Here is a 24,965-nt window from a genome sequence, read left to right as displayed (position 1 = left end):
CGGCATCAATGGAAGTCCCGGCTGCGTACATCCAGCCCATTGAGCAGCGGGCTGATATCCTCCAGACGCCGCGCAATCAGGTGCCGCACGCCCTTCTCCTGCTCCAGTCGCCCGCTGACCTTAAGCAACCGCGAGCCCACCAGCGCCCGCCGCTGCCGCTCGGCCAGCGCGCGCCAGACCACCACGTTGACCATCCCGAACTCATCCTCGAGGGTGACGAAGGTCACGCCGCTGGCCGTTTGCGGCCGCTGTCGCCCCACCACGATGCCGGCCACCGCCACGCTGTCGCCATGCTCGACAGCGGCCAGCTCCTGGGAGCTGCGGCATCCCAACGCCCGCAAGCGCGGGCGCAGCAACGTCAGTGGATGCGGCCCCAGGGTGGTGCCCAGCGTGTGATAGTCGGCGGCCAGGTCCTCGCCCTGCGTCGGCGTCGGCAGTGTCACCTCCGGCTCCGGCGCGCGCTCAAGCTGGGCGAACAACGGCAACTGCGCCTGCACCGCCGCCACCTGCCAGCGCGCCTGGTGCCGGTCGCCGGCCAACCCGCGCAAGGCCCCGGCATCCGCCAGCCGCGCCCTGGCCCGGGCATCGAGGCCGACACGCAGGCACAGGTCCTCGACATCGCGCCAAGGTCGCTGCGCGCGCGCCTGCTCCAGGCGCCTGGCATCCGCCTCATTGAAGCCACGAATCTGCCGCAAACCCAGGCGGATCGCCAGGACACCCTCGCCCACTGGCTCCAGGGTGCAATCCCAGGCGCTGTGGAACACATCCACCGGGCGCACCTCGATGCCCTGGCGGCGCGCCTCCTGCAACAGTTGGTCGGGGCTGTAGAAGCCCATCGGCCAGCTGTTGACCAGCGCGCAGGTGAAGATCGCCGGCTCATGGCACTTGAGCCAGCTGCTGGCATAGCACAGCAAGGCGAAGCTGGCGGCGTGGGACTCGGGAAAGCCGTAGCTGCCAAAGCCCTTGATCTGCTCGAAGATGCGTTCGGCGAAGCTCCGATCGTAGCCGTTGCGCAGCATGCCTTCGATCAGCCGCACCCGGTGCGGCTCCAGGCCGCCATGGCGCTTCCAGGCGGCCATGCTGCGCCGTAGCTGGTCGGCCTCGCCCGGGCTGTAGTCGGCGGCGACCATGGCCAGCTCCATGACCTGTTCCTGGAACAGCGGCACGCCCAGGGTACGCTCGAAAACCGCCTTGAGCTTTTCCGAGGGATAGCTGACGGGCTCCTCCTTCAAGCGCCGCCGCAGATACGGGTGGACCATGTCGCCCTGGATCGGCCCGGGGCGCACGATCGCCACCTCGATCACCAGGTCATAGAACTTCTCGGGCTTCAGCCGGGGCAGCATGGCCATCTGCGCCCGCGATTCGATCTGGAACACGCCCATGGTCTCGGCGCGGCTGATCATGGCGTAGGTGGCCGGGTCTTCCTTGGGCAGGGTCGCCAGGCGGTACTCATGCCCCCGGTGCAACGCCATCAGGTCGAAGCAACGGCGCAGCGCGCTGAGCATGCCCAAGGCCAGCACATCGACCTTGAGCAAGCCGACCATGTCCAGATCGTCCTTGTCCCACTGGATCACCGTGCGCTCGGCCATGGCTGCGTTCTCCACCGGCACCAGCTGGTCCAGCGACTGCTCGGAAATGACGAAACCTCCCGGGTGCTGCGACAGGTGCCGGGGGAAGCCGATCAGCTCGCCGGCCAGTACCAGGATGCGTCGCAGCGAAGGGCTCTGGGCATCGAACCCAGCCTCGGCCAGGCGCGCGGCATCCGGGATGCGATCACTCCAGCGCCCGCAGCACTTGGCCAGGGCGTCTACCTGGTCGGCCGGCAGCCCCAGCGCGCGCGCCACATCACGCACCGCGCCTGCGGCGTGGTAGCTGCTGACCACCGCGGTCAAGGCGGCGCGGTGCCGGCCATAACGGCGAAAGACGTACTGGATCACCTCCTCGCGGCGCTCGTGCTCGAAGTCCACGTCGATATCCGGCGGCTCGTTGCGCTCGCGGGACAGGAAGCGCTCGAACAGCAGCCGATGCTCCATCGGGTCGAGCTCGGTGATGCCGAGCACGAAGCACACCACCGAGTTGGCCGCCGAGCCACGCCCCTGGCACAGGATGCGCTGGCGGCGGGCGAAGGCGACGATGTCGTGGACGGTGAGGAAATAGCTCTCGTAACCCAGCTCCTCGATCAGGGCCAACTCCCGGCCCAGCACCTCGCGCACCTTATCGCTCGGCCCATGCGGCCAACGTTCGGGCAAGCCACGCTCACACAGCGTGCGCAACCAGCTGGCCGGCGTCTGGCCCTCGGGTACCAGCTCACGTGGATACTGGTACTGCAACTCGCCCAGGTCGAAGCTGCAGCGCTCGGCCAGCGCCAGGGTCTGCGCCAGCAGGTCCGGCGGATACAACTCGCGCAACTGCTCGAGGCTGCGCAGGTGGCGCTCGCCGTTGGCGAACAGGAATCGGCCGGCCTCGGTCACCGGGCAGTGCGCGCGGATGGCGGTCATGCAGTCCTGCAGCGCGCGTCGACCGCGCACATGCATGTGTACATCACCACAGGCCACCAGCGGTATGCCCGTGCGTGCGCCCAGCGCCCGCAGCTCGGCCAGGCGCCGCCGGTCGTCGACGCCGCGATGCAGGTGCACTGCGAGCCACAGGCGTTCGCCGAACACAGCGTGCAAACGGGCGGCTTCGCCGTCGTCGCTCGCCGCCACCCACAAGGCCAGCAAGCCTTGGTGGTGCGCCTCGAGATCCTCGGCGAGCAGTAGGTAGCTGCCTTTTTCAGCCCGCCGTCGCGCACGGGTGATCAGCGCGCAGAGGTTCTGGTAGCCAGCAAGGTCCTGCACCAGCAAAACCAGCTTGGGCCCTTGGTGCACCTGCACCTCGCTCCCGACGATCAGGCGCAGCTCATGCTGCCTTGCAGCCTGCCAGGCCCGAACGATGCCGGCCAAGGAGCATTCATCGGTGATCGCCAGGGCCTGGTAGCCCTGCTCGCGCGCTCGACGAAACAGCTCGTCGGCGCTGGAGGCGCCGCGCTGGAAACTGAAGTTCGACAGGCAATGCAGCTCGGCGTAACCCTGCCCGCTCATGCGAACCAGCCTTGCAACCACAGCGGCCCGGGCGCCGCCAAGTCGCGAAAGGCCCAGCCACGCAGGCCGTCACGGGTCTGGACCCGGTAATAGTCACGTCGCACATCACCACCGTCCCACCAACCGGACTCGATCCGCTCGGCCGGCCCCAACCACTGCAAGCCGACCTCGGACAGCACCTGGGGTTCGGCCAGCAGCCAGCCAGGGCGACTGCCGGGGGCCATCACCAGGTGGCCCTGGGCGCCCTGCTCCGCCGGCTGCCAGGCGCATTCGGGACGATGATCGGCGGCAGCGCACAACCCTGTGACCGCGTCATCGCCCAGGCGGGCGCGCAGGCGCTCACGCAGTTGCTCCCAAGGCTGTGCCTGCTGGGCGCGGGCTTCGAACAAAGCCTGGTGCTGGGGTACAAAGGGGGGCAGGTCGGCGGCGACCAGCCGCAGGTTACGTACCGGGGCTGGAATCCGTAGCGGCTCCAGGCGCCCACGGGCCAGTTCGAACAGCATCGCGGCCTCGCGCTCGGCAGCCAGCAGCCCGACCTTGAGCAAGGTATCAGGCCCTTCGGCGTGCTCCAGGTGCAGCTCGAAACGCTGTACGCCGCAATCGCGTCCGCCGAGGAACGCGGCCAGGTCGTTGATCAGCCGGCGCAAGGGGAACAGCAGCGCCTGGTGCGACTCGACGTCGAAGTTCAGTTCCAGGCGCGCGTCGAAGCGATCGGGCGGCTGGTAGAAGTCCAGGCCCAGGGTACGCAGGCCAAGCAACTGGTCCAGGTGCAACTGCACCTGGGCGCTGAAACGCCTGGCCAAGGCCTCGCGCGGCAAGGCCAGGACCTGCCCGAGCCGACGCAGGCCCATGCGGCTGAACGCCTCGGCCACCTCGGCGGGCAGGCCGGCCCGCTCGACCGGCAGGTGCTGCAAGCTGTCGCGGGTGGCCTGCGGGCAAGTCAACGCCAGACCGTCATGGCCATTGGCAAGGATTCGCGCCGCCACCGGGTTGCTGGCCACGACGATGCGCTGACGCAGCCCCAGCTCGGCCAGTTCCTGGCGCAGCCGCGCCTCGAACGCGGGCCAGGGACCGAACAATTGCAGGCTCGAACCGATCTCCAGCAACAACGCCCGCGGGTAATGCAGGCTGACCTGAGCACTGAAGCGATAGGCCCAGGCCGCAAGCAGTTGCTGAACCTGGTCGATGCGTGCCGGCTCGACCTCGACACAGCTGAAGCCGTCAGCCAAGGCCCGGGCGGCGGTCAGGGTCTGCCCCGCGCGCAAGCCCAGGGCGCGGGCTGGCGCATTGACCGCCTGGAGGACGCGACGCTGGGTCGGTCCACCGATCACGGCCAGCGGGGTATCAGGGTCGTCGCGCTCGCGCAGGACCGTGTCCAGCGCCAGCTGGGGAAACAGGATGCAGGCCCAGAGCATGGCGCATCAGCCCCATCCCGGGCAGGCGATGGGCGCGGCCGGCGGCAAGCCGCCCCGGCACTTGAGCACACGCCATTGCGCCGGCCGGCTGTCGATGGCGATGCGCAGGGCCGCGGGCGACGGGTTGTGCGCGGCCTGCTGCCCCCTGCAGGCAAAGGCCAGGGCCTCGCCGGTTTCCGCCGCAACCTGCAGGCGACGCAGCGCGCGGTCATCGGCGCGCGCCGGCCAACACAGCACAGCCGCGCAACTGCCCGAGCGCAGGCATTGCTCCGCAGCCCACAAGCCATCGTTGCCCTCGGCCTCGACCTGCGCCAGCCAACGCAGGTCCACCCCCGCCGCCTGCCAGGCCGGCGCGTAGGGAATGAACGGCGGCGCCACCAGCACCACCCGTTCGCCCGCGCCGGTCAAGCGCGCCAGGGTCGGCCACAGCAATTGCAACTCGCCACAACCCGGGCTGGCCAGCAGCAGTTCGCTGAGCGCAGCGGCAGGCCAGCCGCCATCTGGCAGCCGCGCATCAAGCGCGGCATGCCCGCTGGGCTGCAACGCCTGTGGCCGCGCCTGAGCTTGCCGCCCACGCCAGACCTGACGCTGGTCGAGCAGCCGCTCGAGGTCGACTACCGCGCCCATCAGTCACGCCTCAGCAGGCCGCAGAACACGCCTTCGATGAAGAATTCGCGCTCCGGGCTGATGTCGATCGGGGCATAGGCAGGGTTGCGCGGCAGCAGGCGATAGCCGCCACGGGTGCGCTGCAGACGCTTGATGGTCACCTCGCCATCGAGCCGGGCGACCACGATCTGCCCATCGCGGGCCTCGCCCTGCTGGCGAATGCCGACCAGGTCGCCGTCGAAGATGCCGTCGTCAATCATCGAGTCGCCGCGCACCTTGAGCAAGTAGTCCGGCGTGCGCCGGAACAGGCTGGGATCGAGCAGCAACTGCTCGTGGATATCAAGGTCGGGGCCGATGGGCGCGCCGGCGGCCACCTGGCCAAGCACCGGCACTTCGAGGATTTCCGGCCGGCGCAAGGGCTCGGCCAGGCGAATACCCCGCGCCTGATTGGGCGTGACGTCGATGAAACCGGCCTGGTGCAGGGCGGTGATGTGTTTGCGCGCCACGCTGCGCGAGGCGAAACCGAAGCGCTCGGCGATATCGGCCAGCGACGGCGGCTGGCCTTGATCGGTGATGCGCTCGCGGATGAACGCGAGGATGGCGCGGCGTTTGGGGGGTAGATTGTCCATGGAGTACATTTGTACTCTTTTCGACGAACACTTAACAGCCCCCTTCGTCGGCGGCATTGGTTAGCTTTCCTGCCAGCGCCACTCGTCAATCGTGCTGAACCCTCCCGCCCCGCTACCAGTCGCTACTGATGAGTACTCGAACGCAGGGGGCTCTCGTGAGCGAGATCCGCATTGGTATTTCCGGTTGGCGCTATGGCCCATGGCGCAAGGACTTCTACCCCAAGGGGCTGCGCCAGGACGACGAGCTGGCGTTCGCCTCGCGGGCGGTCAACAGCATCGAGATCAATGGTTCGTTCTACGCACTGCAGACACCGGAACGCTATGGTCATTGGCGTGACGAGACACCGCAGGGTTTCGTGTTCTCGGTCAAGGCACCGCGTTACATCACCCATGTGCGCAGGCTTCGCGAGATCGATGAAGCGCTTGCCAACTTTTTCGCATCGGGCCCATTGCTGCTGGGCGACAAGTTGGGGCCATTTCTCTGGCAGTTTCCGCCGAACCTGAAGTTCGACGCGCACCGCTTCAGCGACTTCCTGGCCAAGCTGCCGCGTGACCGCAACGCTGCCCGCCTCCTCGCCCGCCAGGCGGCCGAGCGCCTGCAAGGCAACGGCGGCACTGCCATCCGAGGTAACGCACGCCTGCGCCACGCCGTGGAGATTCGCCACCCCAGCTTCCTCTGCGACACCTTCATCAGCCTGCTGCGCAAGCACAAGATTGCCTTGGTGGTCGCTGACAGCGCGGGCAAATGGCCTTATGTCGAGGAGGTCACGGCCGATTTCGTGTACCTGCGCCTGCATGGCGATGTCGAACTCTATAGCAGCGGCTACACCGCCAGCGCACTACGCCGCTGGCGCCTGCGCATCCAGGCCTGGGCTGCCGGCGGCCAGCCAAAGGATGCCCAGCGCGTGGTACGCCGCGCCCCGGCAAAACGCGCCTCCCGTGACGTGTACTGTTACTTCGACAACGACCAGAAAGTGCATGCCCCCTACGATGCCCGCCGCCTGCTGGCCAAGCTCGACCTTGACGGCGAGCTGGTGACCGAGCCTGGCGTCAAGCCGCAGGAGCCGCTATGAACGGGACCCTGCCTGCCCCCCGCTGCATCATCGACAAGGTGACCACCGTGCACCGCCTGACGGTGCTGACCCTCAACGTGCACAAGGGCTTCACCCTGTTCAACCGCCGCTTCATCTTGCCGGAGCTGCGCGAGGCGGTGCGCGCCACCGGGGCCGACCTGGTGTTCCTGCAAGAGGTGCACGGCAGCCATCAGCGGCATGCCGAACGCCATCCGACCTGGCCGACGGCACCTCAGTACGAATTCCTCGCCGACAGCATGTGGCCGCAGTTCGCCTACGGGCGCAACGCGGTCTATCCGCAGGGCGACCATGGCAACGCCCTGCTGTCCAAGTTTCCGATCCGCGCCCACGACAACCTCGACGTCACGATCCACGGCAACGAGGAGCGCGGTCTATTGCACTGCCTCCTCGAAGTGCCCGGCCATGAGCAGGTGCACGCGATCTGCGTGCACCTGGGGCTGCGCGAAGGCCATCGTCAGCGCCAGGTCGGCCTGCTGCTGGCGTTGCTCGACAGCCTGCCGCCGGACGAGCCGGTCATCGTCGCCGGCGACTTTAACGACTGGCGCCTGAAAGCCGATGCGCGACTGTCGGGCCATCTGCGCGAAGCCTTTGGCAAACCAGCACGCAGCTTTCCCGCCCGCCTGCCGCTGCTGCGCCTGGACCGCATCTACCTGCGCAATGCACAGGCCTGCGAGGCACGGGTGTTGTCCCGATACCCGTGGTCACACCTCTCCGACCATGCCCCACTGGTGGCGCAGGTGACGCTATGAAGCAGTCCTGGAGCGACGGCAACCACGTCGAACTGTTGATCAACGGTGAGCAGTACTACCCGCGCGTATTCGAGTCCATGGCCCAGGCACGCGAGGAAATCCTCCTGGAAACCTTCATCATCTATGACGACAAGGTCGGCCAACCCTTGCGCCAGGCCCTGATCGACGCCGCGCGGCGCGGGGTACGGGTGGAGGTCGCGGTGGACGGCTACGGCACCGCGGACCTACCCGACGATTTCATCGCCTCGATGACCGAGGCCGGGGTACGCTTCCATTCGTTCGATCCGCAACCCCGGCTGGCCGGCATGCGCACCAATTTGTTCCGCCGTCTGCACCGCAAGATCCTGGTGATCGACGGGCAGCGCGCGTTCATTGGCGGTATCAACTACAGCGCCGACCACCTCGGCGATTTCGGTCCGCAGGCCAAGCAGGACTACGCCGTGGAGGTCATCGGCCCGGTGGTGGCCCAGGTGCACGCTTCCTCGTGCCGTATGCTCGCAGCGGTGCTGGACGCCGCCAGCCAGGTCCAGCCGACCCGCACCACCGCAGGCACGGCCAGCGCCGCGCTGGTGGAACGCGACAACCGCCGCCATCGCAACGATATCGAGGTCTGCTACCTGCAGGTCTTCCGTGAAGCCAGGCAACGTATCGTCGTGGCCAACGCCTATTTCTTCCCCGGCTATCGCCTGCTGCGCGAACTGCGCAATGCCGCCCGGCGCGGGGTCGAGGTGACGCTTATCCTCCAGGGGCAGCCGGACATGCGCTGGGTGCGCGCGCTCTCGCGGCTGCTCTACAACTACCTGTTGCGCGATAACGTGCGCATCCACGAGTACTGCCAGCGTCCGCTGCACGGCAAGGTGGCGTTGGTGGACGACGACTGGTCCACGGTGGGTTCGAGCAATCTCGACCCGCTGAGCCTGTCGTTCAACCTCGAGGCCAACCTGCTGATCCGCGACCGTGGGTTCAACGATGTGCTCTACCAGCACTTGAGCGAACTGACCCGCGAGCACTGCAAGGCTGTGACGCTGGAGCGCATGGTGCGCGGCTACTGGTGGCGCGCGCCGTTGATCTTCCTGGGCTTCCACATCACCCGCTACTTCCCGCGCATCGCCGGCTGGTTCCCGGCGCACCGGCAACGCCTGCAGTCGTTGCAAGCCGACAGCGAGGCCTCGGCCGGCTACCACGGGGGCAAGACCTGATGGCCACGCCACGCTGGAAGACCTGGGGCAAACGCCTGCTGACCGTGCTGTTCCTGGTGCTGATCCCGGTGCTGCTGTTCACCCTGGCGCGTAACCTGGACTGGAACGAAGTCCGCCAGTCGCTGCTGGCCTACCGATCCTCGACCCTGGCCCTGGGGTTGCTGCTGGCCCTGTGCAGCTACCTGGTGTTCGCCAGCTACGACCTGCTCGCCCGCGCCTACACCGGCCACCGCCTGCCAGCTCGCCAGGTGCTGCCGGTGGCGTTCGTGTGTTATGCGTTCAACCTCAACTTCACCACCTGGGTCGGTGGCGTGGCCCTGCGTTATCGCCTGTACAACAGGTTGGGGCTGGATACCCCGACCATCACCCGCATCCTCACCCTGGGCCTGTTGACCAACTGGATGGGCTACCTGCTGCTGGCCGGCACGGTGTTCGCCTTGGGCTTGGTCAAGCTGCCGGATAGCTGGGTGGTGGGCGCTGGCGGCCTTCGTCTGATCGGCGTGCTGATGGTGGCGGTCGCGTTGGCTTACCTGTTCGCCTGCGCCTTCGCCAAGCGGCGCACATGGGACCTGCGAGGGCATGAGGTCACCCTGCCGAGCCTGCGCCTGGCGCTGTGCCAGGTGGCCCTGGGCGCGAGCAACTGGGCGCTGATGGCAGCACTGATCCACCTGCTGCTGCCGCCGGACCTATTCTATCCCTCGGTGCTGGGTGTGTTGCTGATCAGTTGCGTGGCCGGCGTGGTCGCCCATATCCCCGCTGGGCTCGGCGTGCTGGAGGCCGTGTTCCTCGCGCTGCTCCATGGCCAGCTCGGCCAGGGCACGCTGGTCGCCGCGCTGCTGGGTTATCGAACGTTGTACTACCTGATTCCGCTGCTGTTGGCGGTGGTTATCTACCTGATCCTCGAGAAGCGCGCCAAGACCTTGCGCCGACAGGCCGGGCCGGCCCTCGACAAGCGCTGATGGGCCATCGGGCCCGGGAGATACATCATGCGGTTCATTCTGTGTATGGCACTGCTGGGCACCTTGGCCAGCGGGCAGGTGCTGGCCGAAGGCTGCGATGTGGTCACCCGCTCATCCAGCGAGGCGGTCAAGCCGGTGCAGCAGCACACCTGCTACAGCTACGGCAACATGCCTGCCGAAGCGATCGCCTGGTCGTGCAGCAACGAAAGCAAGGAAATGCTCAACAGCCAGAAACGCAGGGTCCAGCGTTGCGCCGACGGCAGCGTCGGCAGCTGCATCGCGCCGCTGACCCAGGAAACCCTGGCCAACCCCGATGCCGCTGGGCGTGACGAGCCCTCCACCCGCCCAGCCGTGCCCAAGGATGCGCGGATCATCACCTATTACTACGACACCCCGAGCCTGGGCCAGGCGCGCAGCGATTGCGAGCGCAACAACGGGGTCTGGCAGACTCACTGACGCAGAGGAGAACGACCATGCCACGTGGAGACAAAGACAAGTACACCGACAAGCAGAAACGCAAGGCCGAGCATATCGAGCAGAGCTACGAGGACAAGGGCGTGTCCAAGGATGAAGCTGAGGCCCGCGCCTGGGCCACGGTCAACAAGCAGTCCGGGGGCGGCGAGCGCATAGGCGGTTCCGGGCAGAAGAAAAGCCCGGCGGCCAAGGCCCAGGCGCGGGCTTCATCAGCCCGGCGCGCGGTGGCGACGAAGCATGGCGTGCCTCGTTCCGGACAGCAGCTGGAGGATATGACCAAGGCCGAACTGATGGACCGTGCCCGCAAGCGGCACATTGCCGGGCGCTCCACAATGCGTAAAGACGAATTGATCAAGGCATTGAGCAGCAAGGAGTGAGGTCGATCTCAAAAGATGCGTGACGGGCGAGTTGCGGCTTGATCTCGACGATGCGCTGGCTCTCCCGTCTACATCCTCAAAAACCTGACCCTCATGGCGAAATTGGATCACTCGCCGGGAACGTTTCATCCAATGCGCTATCGACAGTGCTCTCCTTCGGCTGGGTCATCTCTCCACATTTACAGTCAGCCATACGACAAGGCTCCCCATTGCGATGCCCAGTCGCGCAGGCTTCGCAGCAATAGGCCTTGCCATCCTGGACCACGGCATTGGCATCCACGGTGCAAGAACAGTGGTTGCAGGAACAGCGTTGCTCGTTCATCACGGCTCTCTCCTATCGTCATCGGGCTCCACGTCGTCGGTCCACGGCTCACCGTCCAACGGCGCCGAGCGGGCCAGTTCGGCCTCGTCCAGGCCGATGCCGCCGCCGATCTCATTGGCCTCCACCTGACGCAGGGTCTGGTCGGCAGGTCCGCTGCCTGTGCCAGGCTCATGCGTGTCGCGAGCGCCAGTTTCATCGAACAGCGTATCCGGGCTCAGGTCGTCGAGGCTGACATTGTCCTCGTGCAGGCTGTCGCTCAGGGTCTCGCCACCCGTCATGCCGCTTTCGGCGACACGCCGGGGCGGGTAGTCCTCAGCGATCTCGCGCGCCGGACGCTGGTCGCCGACACGCCCCTGGCGTTCATCGCGACGCTCGCTGAAATCCAGCTCGTGGACGCTGCCCATGCGATCCTCAGTGTCGTCGATCTCGACCTGCGGTCTTGGGTCATCGGGTCTAGGCATGAACGTTCTCCGTCAGTGGGCTTCACACGGTCGACTGCCCCCACGAAGCAATGATTCAGAGTTTCTTCACAAAGCACCGCCCCGCGCTTTTTTTGAACTCCGCGCCACGCCGCCGCCTCCCAATCTTGAGACCCGCGAACCCTCCCGGAGCCCGCCATGGCCAAGCCCCTGCAGGAGTACCAGCGCAAGCGCGATTTCAATGCCACGCCCGAGCCGGCTGGCAAACGCGCCAGGCCACGCTTGGCCCACGCGCTGCAGTACTGCATCCAGAAACACGATGCCAGCCACTTGCACTACGATTTCCGCCTGGAACTCGACGGCACCCTCAAGAGCTGGGCGATCCCCAAGGGACCCTCGCTCGATCCCAAGGTCCGGCGCCTCGCGGTGCACGTGGAGGATCACCCACTGAATTACGCCGATTTCGAAGGACACATTCCCGAAGGCCATTACGGCGCTGGTGATGTGATCGTCTGGGATCGGGGTGTCTGGGAGCCTGAGGGCGATCCGCATGAAGCCTACGCCAAGGGCAAGCTGCGCTTTCGCCTGCAAGGCGAGAAGCTATCGGGGATCTGGAATCTGTTCCGTACCCACCTGGCCGGCAAGAAAGAGCAGTGGATGCTGGTCAAGTCCCATGACGGACAGGCGCGCAGCGAAACCGACTACCGCATCGTCGAGGCCCTGCCGGACAGCGTGCTGAGCGAGCGCACCCTGCCACCGCGGCGCCCGGCCAAGGCAAGCGCTTCCACGCGCAAACGCAAGGCCGGCCGCAAAGCCCTGCCGGCGCTGCTCCAGCCACAACTGGCCACGCTGGTCGACTCACCTCCCAGCGGCGACTGGCGTTACGAAGTCAAGTTCGATGGCTACCGGATCCTGGCCCGCATCGACGGTGACGACATACGCCTGTTCACCCGCAATGGCCACGACTGGAGCGCGAAGATGCCCCGCCAGGTCGAGGCGCTCAAGGCACTGGGGCTCGACGCGGCGTGGCTGGACGGAGAAATGGTGGTAGTCGGCGACAATGGTGCAGCCGATTTCCAGGCCTTGCAGAACGCCTTCGACACCGAGCACGACGAACGTATCACCTATTACCTGTTCGACCTGCCCTGGCTGGGCGATGAAGACTTGCGCGAACTGCAGCTACAGGCACGTCGCGACACCCTGGCCAAGCTGCTGGAAGACAATGCTTCGCCACTGCTCAGGTATTCAGCCGACTTCAAGGAGCCAGTCGACTCGCTGCTCGACAGCGCCTGCCGTCTAGAGCTCGAAGGACTGATCGGCAAACGTGCCGACAGCCCCTACGTCGGCCGACGCAGCAGCGACTGGATCAAGCTCAAGTGCAAACAGCGCCAGGAATTCGTGATTGTCGGCTACACCGACCCCAAGGGCAGTCGCAACGGCTTCGGCGCCCTGCTGCTGGCCCTGCACGACCACGACAGCGGCCAGCTGCGCTACGCCGGCAAGGTCGGCACCGGCTTCAGCGCCGCCACCCTGGACAGCATCCTCGCCCGCCTGAAACCGCTGCAGATCGTCAAGCCGCCCTTGGCCAGCCCCCCCACAGGGGCCGAAGCTCGCGGCGTGCACTGGCTCAAGCCGCAACTGCTGGCGGAAGTCGCCTACGCCCAGATGACCCGCGAAGGCATCGTGCGCCATTCGGTGTTCCACGGTCTGCGCGACGACAAACCCGCCACCGCCATCGACCTGGAGCGAGCGATGCCCGCCAAACGCGCAGCACAGACACGATCCAAGGGCCTGGGCAACCTGCGCCTGACCCACCCCGAGCGTGTGGTCGACGCGACCACCGGGGCCACCAAGCGCCAGGTCGCACAGTACTACGCCCAGGTCGCCGATCGGCTGCTGCCACAGCTCAAGGATCGGCCTGTCGCCCTGGTCCGGGCACCGGATGGCCTGGGCGGCGAGCTGTTCTTCCAGAAGAACGCCGGCCAGCTGCATATTCCCCACGTGCTCAGCTACAGCAAGGCCCAGGCCGGCCAGGCGGCCATGGTGCTCAATCGCGCCGACAGCCTGCTGGGCGCGGTACAGATGAACACACTGGAATTGCACACCTGGAATGCCACCACCAAGGACTTCGACAAGCCCGACCGCTTCGTGCTCGACCTGGACCCTGATCCCGCGCTGCCCTGGAAAGCCATGCTCGAGGCCACCCAGTTGACCCTTACCCTGCTCGATGAGCTGGGCCTGAAGGTGTTCCTCAAGACCAGCGGCGGTAAGGGCATGCACTTGGTCGTGCCGTTGACCCGGCGCGCCGGTTGGGACGAAGTGAAGGACTTCAGTCATGCCTTGGTCGAACACATGGCCGGCCTGTTCCCCGATCGCCTCAGCGCCGTGTCCGGGCCGAAGAACCGGGTCGGGCGGATCTTCATCGACTACCTGCGCAACGGCAAGGGCGCCACCACCGTCGCCGCCTACTCGCTGCGCGCCCGCGAGGGCCTGCCGGTGTCGGTGCCGATCTGGCGCGAGGAACTGACTCAGCTCAAGGGCGCCAACCAATGGAACATCGGCAACCTGCAGGCGCGGCTTGCCGAGGTGGACGATCCGTGGGCCGAAATGGCCAGGACCCGCCAATCGATCACCGTGCGCATGCGCAAGCAACTGGGGATTGCCTGATGGATTCGACCCACTTCGATCAGCTGCTACACCGGCTCGCTGCCCGTTTGCAGTCCCTCGAACTCGAACCCTTGCTGCCGGAACTGTTGCAGGCTCTGCAGCGCGAACACCTCGACCTGCTCCCCTTGCCTGGCCAGGGGCAGACCCTGGAGCGCTGGCGGGCCCTGGCGCGGGTCGCTGCTTGCGATCTCAGTCTGGCCAAACTCTACGAAGGCCATACCGACGCCTTGGCGATCCTCGCCGAATGCGGCGCCGCCCATCATGCAGACGACGGAATCTGGGGCGTGTGGGCTGCCGAGCCGCCGGATGCCCGCCCCCTCATCGTCGAACGGAACGGCGAGCGGGTTCGTCTGCAGGGCCGCAAGGCCTGGTGTTCGGGGGCGTTGCAAATCGACCGTGCGCTGCTGACCGCCTGGCAGGACGACCAGCCTCAACTGGTGGCCATCGAGCTGGGCCATCCCAGCCAGCGCATTCAGGCCGACCACTGGCAAGCCGTTGGCATGGCCACCACCGCCAGTGTCGCCATCACGTTCGACGACTCGCCAGGACTGGCCATCGGCGAGCCCGACCAGTACCTGTCCCGCCCAGGCTTCTGGCACGGCGGCGCGGGCATCGCCGCCTGCTGGTACGGCGCGGCCGCAGCCTTGGCGGACTACCTGCGCGAACACTGCCGCAAACCCCGGCCCGACCCACACGCCGACGCCCACCTGGGCGCCGTCGATGCGGCCTTGCTCGGAGCCCGCGCCGCCCTGCACGAATGCGCCGCCTGGATCGACCGGCACCCAGGCGACGATGCCAGTTTCGAGGTGCGCCGCACCCGCGCCCAGGTCGAGCAGGCGGTCGAGTTGGTCATCCAGCACGTCGGCCGGGCGCTCGGCGCCACGCCGTACTGTTGCAGCAGCCACTTCGCCCGCCTCAGCGCCGACCTGCCGGTATACCTGCGGCAAAGCCACGCTGAACGCGACCTGGCCGAGCTGGGGCGGCAACTGACCGACATGCCTGCAGGCGCATGGCAACTATGAGCCAGAATCTGATTCAGGCCGCTGACGGCACGCCATGGAGCGCCTGGCAGCAATCCACGCACTTGGCCCGCGCCACCTGGCTTACGCCGGACCGACTGTGCCCGCCCGGCAAACGGCTGGTGCTGCTGGCGCCGCATCCGGACGACGAGATCCTCATGGCCGGCGGCCTGTTGGCCAGCTTCCACGGCAGGGAACAGGACCTGGTGCTGATTTCCGCCACCAACGGCGAGGCCAGCCATCCGCACTCCAGCCAGTGGACCGAACACCGCCTGCGCCATCAGCGCCCGCTTGAGAGCCGCCATGCCCTGCAAAAGCTGGAGCTGGACCTCAACCGCGTCGATTGGCGACGACTCAACCTCAAGGACGGCGCCCTGCCCCGCGATGAGGCTTTCCTGGTCACGCACCTGGAACAGTTGCTCCAGCCCGACGACCTGCTGCTGACTACCTGGCGCGGCGACGGGCACTGCGATCATGAAGCAGCCGGCCGCGCCTGCGCGCGGGCGGCCCAGTCGTGCCGCGCGCAACTGGCCGAAGTGCCGGTATGGGCCTGGCATTGGGCGACCCCTGAGGATACACGCCTACCCTGGCCCCAGGCACATCGCCTCCAGCTCGACGAAACGCGCCTGGCGCGCAAGCGCGAGGCCCTGGCCGTCCATGCCAGCCAGCTGCTACCCGATGGCGATCGTCCGCCGGTATTGCCCGAACAGTTGCAGGCGTGCCTGCTGCAACCCTTCGAACTGGTCTTCCTGTCAATGGAGTCGCCATGAGCCTCGACGCGCAGTACTTCGCCGACCTGTATGCCAGCAACGATGACCCGTGGGCCTTTCGGACCCGCTGGTACGAACGACGCAAGCGCGACCTGGTCCTGGCCAGCCTGCCTCGCCAGTGCTACGAACGCGTGTTCGAGCCGGGGTGCGCCAACGGCGAACTGAGCGTCCTGCTGGCCGAGCGCTGCGCCGATCTGCTGTGCCAGGACATCGACGCCACCGCCGTGGCCCTGGCCCGCCAGCGGCTGGCGGGCGTGAGCCATGCCCGCGTCGAACAGGGGCACCTGCCGGGCGACTGGCCGGGCGGGCAGTTCGACCTGATCGTGCTCAGCGAGATCGGCTACTACCTGGACCCCACCGAGTGGCTGCAGGTGATCGAGCAGTCGGTGGCCAGCCTGAGCCATGACGGCGGCCTGCTGGCCTGCCATTGGCGCCATCCCATCGCTGGTTGCCCGCAGGAGGGTCGCGAGGTCCATGCCCTGCTGGCCCGACACCTGCCGCTGTACCCGCTGCTGCGCCACGAAGAAGCGGATTTCCTGCTCGAGTACTGGTCGTGCCAGCCCAGCCTTGTGGACCTGGACGAGACCTGCCCATGATCGCCGTCATCATTCCGGCCCACAACGAGGCCCGCCGCCTCGGGCACTGCCTGGCCGCCGTCAAGCTGGCGGTGGCGCGGGCCGAGGTGGCGGGCTTGGTGGTCGAGGTGCTGGTGGTGCTCGATCGCTGCGTCGATGCCAGCGCGCGCATCGCTCGCCGTCATGGCGTGCACACTCTGGAACTGCAGGCTGGCAACGTCGGCATTGCCCGACGCCTGGGCGCGGCGTGGATGATCGAGCGCGGCGCCCAATGGCTGGCCTTCACCGACGCTGACAGTCGCGTGCCCGCACACTGGCTGGTGTCGCAACTGCAATGGCATGCCGACGCGGTCTGCGGCACGGTGCACATCGAGCGCTGGCAACCCTGGCATGGTGCCGCCCTGCGCCAGTTGTACCGCAGCCGTTACCAGGCCCGGGACGGGCACCGGCATATCCACGGCGCCAACCTGGGCGTGTGCGCCAAGGCCTATGAGCGCGTCGGCGGATTCCAGCCATTGCCGGCCCACGAAGATGTGCAACTGGTGCTGGCCCTCGAGGCCAGTGGCGCGCAGATTGTCTGGACGGCGGCGCACAGCGTGGCCACCAGCAGTCGCCGGGACAGCCGCGCCCGCAAGGGCTTCGGCGACTACCTGAATGGACTGGAGGGGCAACTGCCATAACTCTGCGCAACCTCCCTATGACGCTTTGCGTGGTCGCTTGGCCGCTGGCTTCTTCGCCTTGGCCTTGCCACCCAGGCTGCGCTTGAGCAGCTCGGTGAGATCGATGATGTCCGCGCCCTTCTCCGCCGGCGCACCCTCCCCCTTGTCCACAGTCTCGATCTTGCCCTTGCTGGCCTTCTCCTCCACCAGGTCGAGGATGGTCTGGCGAAAGGCATCATGGTACTCGTCGGGTGTCCATGGCCCACTCATGTCTTGCACCAGCTTCCTGGCCATGTCCAGTTCGCGCTTGTCCAGCTTGCTGTCGGTCACGCTCTTGTCCAGTTCCAGCGACGCGAGGTCGCGCACCTCCTCGGGCCAGCGCAGGGTGATCATCACCAACGCGTCCTCCAGGGAGCGCAGCAGCGCCAGGTGCTGGCGGGTGTGCAGGACGACGGTGGCCAGGGCCACCTTGCCGGTACTTTCCAGGGTCTCGCGCAGCAAGGCATAGACCTTGCCGCCACGCCGGTCAGGGCTCAGGTAGTAAGGCGTGTCGAACTGTTGCAGCGGGATCTCCCCGGAATCGACGAACGAGAAGATATCGATGGTCTGGGTCGCCTCAGGCCGGGCCTTGCGAATCTCCTCCTCGCTGATCACCACATAACGGCCCTTCTCGTACTCCACGCCCTTGACGATGTGCGCCTTGTCGATTTCCTTGCCGGTCACCTTGTTCACCCGCTTGTAGCCCACCGGCTCCATGCTGCGCTTGTCGAGCCAGTCGAAATCGACGCGCTCGGTGCGCACGGCGGTATTGAGAGAGACGGGGATATGCACGAGGCCGAAGCTGATCGCGCCTTTCCAGATTGCCCGGGCCATGGTCGGCTCCTACGCTTCGAACGGTTGGCCGGGCTGGCTGTAGCGCAGCGCGCCGCAGCGTTCGCAGCACTGGCAGTCAAGCCCGGCGATTTCCCGGACCAGCAGGCTGCGCCACTGGCAGCCGCGCAGCAGGCAGACGAGTTTCATCAGCCACCTCCTTGGCCCGTATATTGGGGGCTCTTACTAGGACTGACTGCACGGCGCGCCCGAGGTTTATTCGACTTTGCCCTATGGCAATGGATTACCCCCGGTGACGCCGAACACCTCCCCGGTGATATAGCTCGACTCCTGGCTGGCCAGTAGCACGTACAACGGCGCACACTCGGCGGGCTGGCCGGGACGCTTCATCGGTGTATGCCCGCCGAAGTCGGGAATCTTCTCCGGCGGTTGGCCGCCGCTGGGCTGCAACACGGTCCAGATCGGTCCCGGCGCCACCGCGTTGACGCGGATGCCGCGTTCGATTACCTGCTTGGCCAGCGCCTTGGTGAAGGCAACGATGGCCGCCTTGGTGGTGGCGTAGTCGAGCAGCGTCGCCGATGGCTGGTAGGACTGGATCGAGGCGGTGTTGATGATGGTCGCCCCGGCCGGCATCAGCGGCACGGCGGCCTGGCACAACCAGAACAACGCGTAGACGTTGGTCTTGAGGGTGTGATCGAACTGTTCGTGGGTGATCTGGCCAATGTCTTTGCGCGCCACCTGCTTGCCGGCAACGTTGACCAGGATGTCCAGGCCGTCGAGCTGTTCGTGGGCCTGGTCCACCAACTGGCTGCAGAAGCGCGGGTCCTTGAGGTCGCCGGGAAGCGCCACGACCTTGCGGCCTTCGGTCTCGATCAGCTGGACCACTTCTCGGGCATCCCGCTCCTCCGTGGGCAGGTAGTTGAGGGCGATGTCGGCGCCTTCGCGGGCGAAAGCGATGGCCACGGCGCGCCCGATTCCCGAGTCGGCGCCGGTGATCAGGGCGCGACGACCGACCAGGCGGCCAAAGCCTGTATAGGTGGTTTCACCGTGGTCGGGCTTGGGTTGCATGTGGGCATCCAGGCCAGGGGCAGGTTGACCCTGGGCCGGAAATGGCGGATGGGGGTATTGGGTCAGGGGATTTTGCAGGGTGAATTGGTTCTGTGGCTTGCCGGGCATGGGTGGGGCTCCTTCTGGTTTGGCTTCGTGTTGCCGAATTGCGGTGCATACAGCTTTCGAGGCAGGCGACCAGCGGATGGTTTACTCAATGAGACCCGAGCACCGACAGCTGGTGGTCCATCACCTGATTCACCACCTTGCGCATCGCCTGCCGGTCATCCAGGCCTTGTTCACGGGCCAGCGCATCTCACGGCTAGCGACGGCGTCACTGCGCCCCAGCGCATGCTCGACAAGCTGGCGAAACAGCCTGGCGATGACCAAGGCACCGTCGGCGCTCCAATCCGGCAGCGGGTCGGCCCCCCCCCAAGTGCGGCATACACTCCCGCCGGGCCCTCTTGAGGACCCCGCTCAGTTCACTTCTCCTGCAGCACCGCCCGCCCCTTCACCGCCCTTGGGCCCAACCAGGCCCATACCAGCAACCCTGGCAATGGGGCATAGACGACGAAGATCACCCAGAGCATCTTGCGCTCAGCCCTCCGGTCACTGCCGATGATGTGCCAGATGGCGTAAATCTCAAGGGCGATGACCATCAGGGCGACAAAGAACCAGATCGTTGCGATTTCCATGAGTACTCTCCCATTGGCATGTTCTGCTTTGGTTGGCCCGGTTGGCTCATGGTTCATTCAAATCTTGTCAACCGCACAGGCTAGCAAGTCGCTAACGGTCAAAAGGGGCAGCTGAAAAGCTCAGAACAAACGATTATTGATGACGGCCCAGTTGAGGCTTCAGGCCTACGCGAAGATCTGGCAAGGAAGCGATCCGATTCCCAGAATTCGCCAGGTATGCACGGTTTACTCAACCTGCCACGGACGCCAACAGGTGGTCGTCCATGACCTGTGTGACCACGTTGCGCATCGCCTGCCGCTCATCCAGGCCTTGTTCGCGGGCCAGCGCATAGGTTTCGCGCTGGTGATCGGCACTGGTACCGTCGCGCAAGATGCGCCGGGCCTGGATGAAGGCGCGTTCGGCATCGGCGGTGTCGGCCGGGCATTGCATCTGCAGCTGCATCAGCCAGCCTTCGGCGCTCACCGGCTGTTGTTCTTGCACGCCGATGAAGATGCCCAGGCGGCCTTGACGCAGGGCACGCCAATAATTTTCCTGGGTCACCCAACGCATTTCACGGCTCGCGACGGCGTCACTGCGCCCAAGCGCATGCTCGACAAGATGGCGAAACAGCCCGGCGATGGCCAAGGCATCTTCCAACCGGGGACAACCATCGCAGATACGCAGTTCGACGGTCGGAAACCGCCGCGAGGGTCTGATTGCCCACCAGAAGTCGCCGTCCTCGGCCAGGCTGCCGGTGCGTTGCAGCAGCGACCGGTAGCGCTCGTAGGCCCCCCAGTCCGGCAGCGGTTCGGGCAGCCCCATGTGCGGCCACTCCCCGCACACCACGCGTCGATAGCTCATGTAGCCCGTGTCCTGGCCGCCCCAGTACGCGGACGAGGTGCTGAGCGCCAACAGCAGGGGCAGCCAGTACAACACCCGATTGATCACCTGCATGCGATCGACGCCGGCCGGCACACCGACATGCACGTGCAAGCCGTTCAACAGGCTGCGCCGGGCCACCAACCGGTAGTCGTCGAACAGCTGACGGTAATGCGGGGTATCCCGTGGACGCTGGCGCAACCACTGGGCACTCGGGTGGCTCCCCGCGCCGTAGAGGCCGGCCCCCTCGCCCGCCAGTGCCTGGTTCAGGCGCTGACGCTGCTCGGTGAAGAAACAACAGGCCTGGTGCAGCGTATCGAACACCGGCGAGGCGACCTCCACCTGGCTGCGGAACATTTCCTCGGCGAACCAGGGCCCCAGCACATCGCGGCAACAACGGGCCACGGCCGGGGATGGCGCGGCCAAGACACGCCCCGTGACCAGGTCCACCAGCAGGTATTCCTCCTCGATGCCGAACGTGCAAGGCCGCGCCATGGCGGCATCAGCCCTGGCGGGTGACGGTCAGGGCGACGGCGGCGATGCGCTCGACCTGCTCGTAGCCAGGCTCGAGCAACTGCTCGCCGAACACATCCGGGTCCAGCTCCCGATAGGACCATCCGAATGTAGGCCCGGCCAGGCGCAGACGTACGTTCTCAAGCAGCGCGTCGCGCCCCTCGACGATCGCGACACCGCTGTATAGCAGCAACGTGCCGCCGATCGACAGTCGCTCACGGGCCTGCTCGACAATGCGCAATGACAGTTCGGCACCCAGCGCGCCACCACCATGGCGGTAGGCGCGCTGGGCGACGTCGAGCATGTAGGGCGGGTTGGCGACGATCAGGTCGAACGTGCCGACGATACCATCGAGCAGGTCACTGGGCTCGACCGAGACGTTGGCCACGCCGGCCAGTGCCGCATTGATGGCGGTGTGGCGCAGGGCCACAGGGTTGATGTCCACCGCGCTGACCTGCGCATGCTGCACGGCCCGGGCGATCAGTAACGCGCCGACGCCACTGCCGCAGCCGATGTCGACGGCATGCTGCACGCGCTGGGGACTGTGCCGCAGGTGATCCTGGATCACCTGGGCGAACCGGTAACTGTCGGGGCCGAAGAACACCGCATCGCGGCTGTCGGTCGGCCAGGCGGAATGCACCAGCAGCAGGTCGTCCAGGCTCGACCAGCGCACTCTGCTGCGCCACAGCGTCCCTTGTGGTTCGAGTACGCCGGCGTTATGCAGGTGTTGCAGTTCGTCAGCGCTGAGCAACGACGCGGCGAACGGTCGGCTCCAGCCAAACACATCGCGCAGGGTGCGAGCCTGGCTTGCTTCGGCGCGGGCATTGACCCTGGCCTGGGTCGCCGGGGTCACACAAGTAAAACGGTAGCCGTCGGCACGCAGGCGCCGCCCCAGCTGCAGCAAGGCCTCGTCGCCACGGGGCTGGTCCTGGTCGAGCAGCATCAGTTCGGCCCTCCCTGCATTAAACCGGTGGCCTGGATGAACGCGCGGGTGGCGCGCAGGCCCTGAGGTGTGGAGTGGCGATTGCCAGCCATTGCTTCGATAAGCGCAGCCATGTCCGCAGCAGGCGCTTCGCCGGGCACGTCATTCTCCAGTCGCAAGGCCTGCTCCCACTGCCCCGGCGGCACCCGACGCACATCGGCACTCTGCCAGGTGCCGGCGATCCAGTCGTGCCAGAGCTGCTTTTCATAGGCATCAAACACACCGAACATGGCCGCCACCGGACCATCGATCAACGACCAGAATCGACTCTGACGAGGATCGCTATTGCGCTTGATCCACCCCTGGGCTTGCAGTGCATCCAGGAACCCGGGCATCGCACCGGGCTCGGCCAGCCACTGGTTGATGGTACGCCCCTGCAGGCGACAGCGGTCCGAATGCATGCACTGTCCATAGACGCGCTTGCGTTCCAGCGTGCTGAGCAACTCTGCCTTCAGGTCGAACGACGCGATCAATGACGGCGTGTCGACGCCCAGGTCATTGAGCCTATAGCCGTGCCTGACGCGCTCGTAGAACGCCGGCCCCTGGTCACGGGACAGGTCGATGAAGCTCTCCAGGGAGCGCCGCGCATGACCGCTGGCGGCATTGTCGATGGTCACATGTAGCTGGAAATAATGGGCGTCAATGCCCAGCTCTGCCAGTTCATGGGTGGTGATCAGCAGGTGCAACGGTGGCTGCTCGTACCCCAGGTTGTAACCGATCACTTCCGGTAGAAATCGATCGCAGTGCTGCCCCAAGGCCAGTTGCAGCGTGCCTTGCAGGTAACGTGCTGAAGGTAGTGGTGCCCCTTGCAGGCAGCCGAGCCGACTGAGCAACCGCTGATAGATCAACACGTGATTGCAACGCGGATCGCCGTCACCCAGCTCTTCGAGAAAGGTGCGGATCAACCCGTGAAAACGGGGATCCCGCCAATGGCACAGGGCGCCGTGCAACCATGCGCCGTCGACCGCCTTGGTCGGCGCGACCTGTTGCAGGAACCACAAGGCATGGGCCCTGTTGTCGAAGTAGCGGCGCACAGCCCCCTGACGCCGTTGTTCAAGATAGGCCGTGTGTTCACTGGCGACCCGCTGGGCATGGGCTTCTGCCCATTCCGGCAAGCACCCGGGATCATCCGGCAGGTCGTCCGCAAGCGTACGCACATGGCGCAGCTGCTGCTGCAGCCAAGCCTCGCCTGCCGGATCAGGGCCCTTGAGCAGAAGCTGATAGCGATGCTCAAGTCCAGCGGTCGCCTTGTCGGTCACACCCTCAGTCATCGCCACCATGCCCGGTACCTCGCTCATGGATTCTGCGGTCTGGTCTCAGGGGACGGGTTGGTCGTGGGTGTATCGGGCTGCTGCATCTGCAGCGATGGCTTGCTCGGGTCGGCGTCCTTGGCTGGATGATCGTTGTCACGATCGAAACAACCACCGAGCAGCGTAGTGCAGGCACTGAGCAGCACTGTGGCCAATAGATTCGTTTTCATGGGGTTCTCGCTGTTTTGATGAGGTCTACAACAAACGAGTTCACCACACCGTAAAGGATTCGTTTTGATTCCGCCGCAGCAGATGAGCGGCGCTTTCACCGCGCCTCGTCAGCACATTGCTCGAAGAAAAAGTAAGCCTTCACCCACTCCTGCGGCTCAGCTCAGCTCTTGAGGCCCGAGGATAGATAGGGACTTACCAACAGATAGCGTCCTGACGACTATCTTGGGTCATTACAGCCGAGCCGCAGAAAACCATATAGCCTCAAGAAATTAAAATAACAATTCTTATTGCGCAGCGTATTCGCCAATTATTAGTAAAACCGCTCCAGCCCAACTAAACCCTCACCTCGAAAACAACAAGTAAATATTCCAATCCGCGAAATGACTGGAACGCAATCTATTGAAATACCGAGATTATCGACTAGCCAGAAATTGGAAGATTTAGTTAAGATGACTTTATGCTGCTGAATTGATTCTCCACCGCCAGGATGCCCGATGCTGACCGCCCTGCTGTTCGACCTCGATGGGACCCTCACCGATACCGACACCCTGCACCTGCAGGCCTTCCGCCAGCTGCTGCACGAGCACGACGGCCGCGAACTGACCCAGGAACAGTTCAATACCCAAATCAGCGGCCGCTCCAACGGTCTGTTGTTCGCCGAGCTGTTCCCCGAGGCCGATGCGGCCCAGTGCCAGGCCCTGGCCGAGCGCAAAGAAGCCTTGTTCCGTGAACTGTCGCCGCACCTCGAGCCCATGCCGGGGCTGTTGCGCCTGCTCGAACATGCCGAGGAGTACGGTATTGGCATGTGCGTGGTGACCAACGCCCCGCGCCTGAACGCCGAGCACATGCTCGGCGCCATGGGCCTGGACGAGCGTTTCGACCATGTGCTGGTCGCCGATGAACTGGCCCGGCCCAAGCCCGATCCCCTGCCCTATCTCACCGGTTTGCAGCGCCTGGGGGCCAAGGCCGGGCAGGCACTGGCGTTCGAGGACTCGCTGCCGGGGGTCAAGGCCGCGGTCGATGCAGGTATCTTCACGGTGGGGCTGGCGACCACGCAACCTGAGCAACGCTTGCTGGATGCCGGGGCGAAATTGGTGGTCGCCGATTATGACGACCCACGCCTGTGGCAGCTGATCGCCAGTCGCTGATCAGCGGCGCTTGTAGCTCTTGCTGCCCGATGGCGTCAGGCAGTACACGCCACCGCGCGGGCCGACGCAGTACTGGCCCGTGCCGCAGCTACAGCCCTCACTACTGCCGCTGGCCCGCAAGGGCTGCACCCGCGCCGGGCCACCGAACTGGACGCTGCAGCTTTTCTTCGAGGCACTGATCGAGCCGTCGTTGCACAGGAAGGTATCGCCGTCGCAACCGGCGATGCCGCCCTTGCGCCCGGAACAGGGGGTATTGCCGGCCAGCGCCACGGGAGTCGCCAGGCACAGGACCAGCAACGGCAGCACATAGCTACGCCGGGAGAGGAATGCCATCGCCACGCTCCTTGTGATAGATGGCGCAATGCTATCAAACAATCGACAACGAAATAGGTACTG

General features: G+C 65.8%; 27 protein-coding genes. 12 read left to right on the top strand and 15 right to left on the bottom strand.

What is annotated here, in order from left to right; genetic code table 11:
• Positions 1 to 5: 5 nt before the first annotated feature.
• From HU772_RS11135 to lexA, 4 genes are read right to left on the bottom strand one after another with little or no spacing between them, the layout of a single operon-like run.
• On the bottom strand, positions 6 to 3,080 hold the full coding sequence (locus HU772_RS11135; RefSeq protein WP_186657558.1) for an error-prone DNA polymerase: 3,075 nt from the start codon (positions 3,078 to 3,080) through the stop codon (positions 6 to 8).
• A complete protein-coding gene (locus HU772_RS11130) occupies positions 3,077 to 4,495 on the bottom strand; it encodes a Y-family DNA polymerase (RefSeq protein ID WP_186657556.1) in 1,419 nt (472 codons plus the stop codon). Before HU772_RS11130 ends, HU772_RS11135 begins: the two co-directional genes overlap by 4 nt.
• Positions 4,496 to 4,501: 6 nt before the next feature.
• Positions 4,502 to 5,122 (bottom strand): translesion DNA synthesis-associated protein ImuA, encoded by a 621-nt coding sequence (gene imuA, locus HU772_RS11125; RefSeq protein WP_186657554.1) that lies wholly within the window; start codon positions 5,120 to 5,122, stop codon positions 4,502 to 4,504.
• On the bottom strand, positions 5,122 to 5,739 hold the full coding sequence (lexA, locus tag HU772_RS11120; protein ID WP_186657544.1) for a transcriptional repressor LexA: 618 nt from the start codon (positions 5,737 to 5,739) through the stop codon (positions 5,122 to 5,124). Before lexA ends, imuA begins: the two co-directional genes overlap by 1 nt.
• Before the next feature lie 146 nt (positions 5,740 to 5,885).
• On the opposite strand from lexA, the gene HU772_RS11115 reads away from it, so the two are divergent.
• Genes HU772_RS11115 through HU772_RS11090 form a run of 6 tightly spaced genes read left to right on the top strand, consistent with a single transcriptional unit; the run spans position 5,886 to position 10,582 of the window.
• Positions 5,886 to 6,803 (top strand): DUF72 domain-containing protein, encoded by a 918-nt coding sequence (locus HU772_RS11115; protein WP_186657542.1) that lies wholly within the window; start codon positions 5,886 to 5,888, stop codon positions 6,801 to 6,803.
• On the top strand, positions 6,800 to 7,573 hold the full coding sequence (locus HU772_RS11110; protein WP_186657540.1) for an endonuclease/exonuclease/phosphatase family protein: 774 nt from the start codon (positions 6,800 to 6,802) through the stop codon (positions 7,571 to 7,573). The genes HU772_RS11115 and HU772_RS11110 overlap by 4 nt, the downstream gene beginning before the upstream one ends.
• Positions 7,570 to 8,772, top strand: coding sequence for a cardiolipin synthase ClsB (clsB, locus tag HU772_RS11105; protein ID WP_186657528.1), 1,203 nt, complete (start codon positions 7,570 to 7,572; stop codon positions 8,770 to 8,772). Before HU772_RS11110 ends, clsB begins: the two co-directional genes overlap by 4 nt.
• The gene (locus HU772_RS11100) at positions 8,772 to 9,731 is read left to right on the top strand and encodes a lysylphosphatidylglycerol synthase domain-containing protein (RefSeq protein ID WP_186657525.1); all 960 of its coding nucleotides are present in this window, start codon (positions 8,772 to 8,774) and stop codon (positions 9,729 to 9,731) included. Before clsB ends, HU772_RS11100 begins: the two co-directional genes overlap by 1 nt.
• A 27-nt stretch (positions 9,732 to 9,758) precedes the next feature.
• Entirely contained in the window at positions 9,759 to 10,187 is a 429-nt protein-coding gene (locus tag HU772_RS11095) for a hypothetical protein (RefSeq protein ID WP_186657522.1), read from the top strand.
• A 17-nt stretch (positions 10,188 to 10,204) separates the two neighbouring features.
• Positions 10,205 to 10,582: a Rho termination factor N-terminal domain-containing protein gene (locus tag HU772_RS11090; RefSeq protein ID WP_186657519.1), complete on the top strand. Its 378-nt coding sequence runs from the start codon at positions 10,205 to 10,207 to the stop codon at positions 10,580 to 10,582.
• A 91-nt stretch (positions 10,583 to 10,673) separates the two neighbouring features.
• On the opposite strand, the gene HU772_RS11085 is transcribed toward HU772_RS11090, so the two are convergent.
• Both HU772_RS11085 and HU772_RS11080 read right to left on the bottom strand, forming a co-directional pair.
• Complete coding sequence (locus tag HU772_RS11085) at positions 10,674 to 10,904, bottom strand: metallothionein (protein ID WP_186657516.1); 231 nt, start codon at positions 10,902 to 10,904, stop codon at positions 10,674 to 10,676.
• Positions 10,904 to 11,365, bottom strand: coding sequence for a phosphotransferase system, HPr-related protein (locus HU772_RS11080; RefSeq protein WP_186657513.1), 462 nt, complete (start codon positions 11,363 to 11,365; stop codon positions 10,904 to 10,906). The genes HU772_RS11085 and HU772_RS11080 overlap by 1 nt, the downstream gene beginning before the upstream one ends.
• 156 nt (positions 11,366 to 11,521) lie before the next feature.
• On the opposite strand from HU772_RS11080, the gene ligD reads away from it, so the two are divergent.
• Genes ligD through HU772_RS11055 form a run of 5 tightly spaced genes read left to right on the top strand, consistent with a single transcriptional unit; the run spans position 11,522 to position 17,034 of the window.
• Positions 11,522 to 13,990: a DNA ligase D gene (gene ligD, locus HU772_RS11075; RefSeq protein ID WP_186657511.1), complete on the top strand. Its 2,469-nt coding sequence runs from the start codon at positions 11,522 to 11,524 to the stop codon at positions 13,988 to 13,990.
• Positions 13,990 to 15,012: an acyl-CoA dehydrogenase family protein gene (locus tag HU772_RS11070; protein WP_186657504.1), complete on the top strand. Its 1,023-nt coding sequence runs from the start codon at positions 13,990 to 13,992 to the stop codon at positions 15,010 to 15,012. The genes ligD and HU772_RS11070 overlap by 1 nt, the downstream gene beginning before the upstream one ends.
• Positions 15,009 to 15,779: a PIG-L deacetylase family protein gene (locus HU772_RS11065; RefSeq protein ID WP_186657502.1), complete on the top strand. Its 771-nt coding sequence runs from the start codon at positions 15,009 to 15,011 to the stop codon at positions 15,777 to 15,779. The genes HU772_RS11070 and HU772_RS11065 overlap by 4 nt, the downstream gene beginning before the upstream one ends.
• On the top strand, positions 15,776 to 16,375 hold the full coding sequence (locus tag HU772_RS11060; RefSeq protein WP_186657499.1) for a class I SAM-dependent methyltransferase: 600 nt from the start codon (positions 15,776 to 15,778) through the stop codon (positions 16,373 to 16,375). Before HU772_RS11065 ends, HU772_RS11060 begins: the two co-directional genes overlap by 4 nt.
• A complete protein-coding gene (locus tag HU772_RS11055) occupies positions 16,372 to 17,034 on the top strand; it encodes a glycosyltransferase (protein ID WP_186657496.1) in 663 nt (220 codons plus the stop codon). The genes HU772_RS11060 and HU772_RS11055 overlap by 4 nt, the downstream gene beginning before the upstream one ends.
• A gap of 15 nt (positions 17,035 to 17,049) precedes the next feature.
• Here the strand turns inward: HU772_RS11055 and ku are convergent, their stop codons facing one another.
• The 8 genes from ku to HU772_RS11015 form a co-directional block, all read right to left on the bottom strand.
• A complete protein-coding gene (gene ku, locus HU772_RS11050; RefSeq protein ID WP_186657493.1) occupies positions 17,050 to 17,886 on the bottom strand; it encodes a non-homologous end joining protein Ku in 837 nt (278 codons plus the stop codon).
• Between the two features lie 9 nt (positions 17,887 to 17,895).
• Complete coding sequence (locus HU772_RS11045) at positions 17,896 to 18,033, bottom strand: PSPA7_2676 family Cys-rich small protein (protein ID WP_186657485.1); 138 nt, start codon at positions 18,031 to 18,033, stop codon at positions 17,896 to 17,898.
• 81 nt (positions 18,034 to 18,114) lie between these two features.
• Positions 18,115 to 19,020, bottom strand: a complete 906-nt coding sequence (locus HU772_RS11040) for an SDR family oxidoreductase (RefSeq protein ID WP_186657483.1) — start codon at positions 19,018 to 19,020, stop codon at positions 18,115 to 18,117.
• A 353-nt stretch (positions 19,021 to 19,373) separates the two neighbouring features.
• The gene (locus tag HU772_RS11035) at positions 19,374 to 19,586 is read right to left on the bottom strand and encodes a PLDc N-terminal domain-containing protein (RefSeq protein ID WP_050705663.1); all 213 of its coding nucleotides are present in this window, start codon (positions 19,584 to 19,586) and stop codon (positions 19,374 to 19,376) included.
• A gap of 229 nt (positions 19,587 to 19,815) precedes the next feature.
• A complete protein-coding gene (locus HU772_RS11030; RefSeq protein ID WP_186657481.1) occupies positions 19,816 to 20,940 on the bottom strand; it encodes a carboxylate-amine ligase in 1,125 nt (374 codons plus the stop codon).
• Between the two features lie 7 nt (positions 20,941 to 20,947).
• Entirely contained in the window at positions 20,948 to 21,901 is a 954-nt protein-coding gene (locus tag HU772_RS11025; RefSeq protein WP_186657479.1) for a methyltransferase, read from the bottom strand.
• Positions 21,901 to 23,220: an iron-containing redox enzyme family protein gene (locus HU772_RS11020; protein WP_186657980.1), complete on the bottom strand. Its 1,320-nt coding sequence runs from the start codon at positions 23,218 to 23,220 to the stop codon at positions 21,901 to 21,903. The genes HU772_RS11025 and HU772_RS11020 overlap by 1 nt, the downstream gene beginning before the upstream one ends.
• Positions 23,221 to 23,234: 14 nt before the next feature.
• Entirely contained in the window at positions 23,235 to 23,420 is a 186-nt protein-coding gene (locus HU772_RS11015; RefSeq protein ID WP_186657477.1) for a hypothetical protein, read from the bottom strand.
• A 495-nt stretch (positions 23,421 to 23,915) separates the two neighbouring features.
• On the opposite strand from HU772_RS11015, the gene HU772_RS11010 reads away from it, so the two are divergent.
• Positions 23,916 to 24,569, top strand: coding sequence for an HAD family hydrolase (locus HU772_RS11010; protein WP_186657475.1), 654 nt, complete (start codon positions 23,916 to 23,918; stop codon positions 24,567 to 24,569).
• Here HU772_RS11010 and HU772_RS11005 read toward each other — a convergent pair whose 3' ends face one another.
• Positions 24,570 to 24,902, bottom strand: a complete 333-nt coding sequence (locus tag HU772_RS11005; protein WP_186657473.1) for a YdcA family protein — start codon at positions 24,900 to 24,902, stop codon at positions 24,570 to 24,572.
• Positions 24,903 to 24,965: the final 63 nt, after the last annotated feature.

It is taken from the genome of Pseudomonas xantholysinigenes (assembly GCF_014268885.2).
Taxonomy (GTDB): domain Bacteria; phylum Pseudomonadota; class Gammaproteobacteria; order Pseudomonadales; family Pseudomonadaceae; genus Aquipseudomonas; species Aquipseudomonas xantholysinigenes.
The sequence above is the reverse complement of the archived record's forward strand: the minus strand, read 5'-3'. Positions and strand labels throughout refer to the sequence as shown.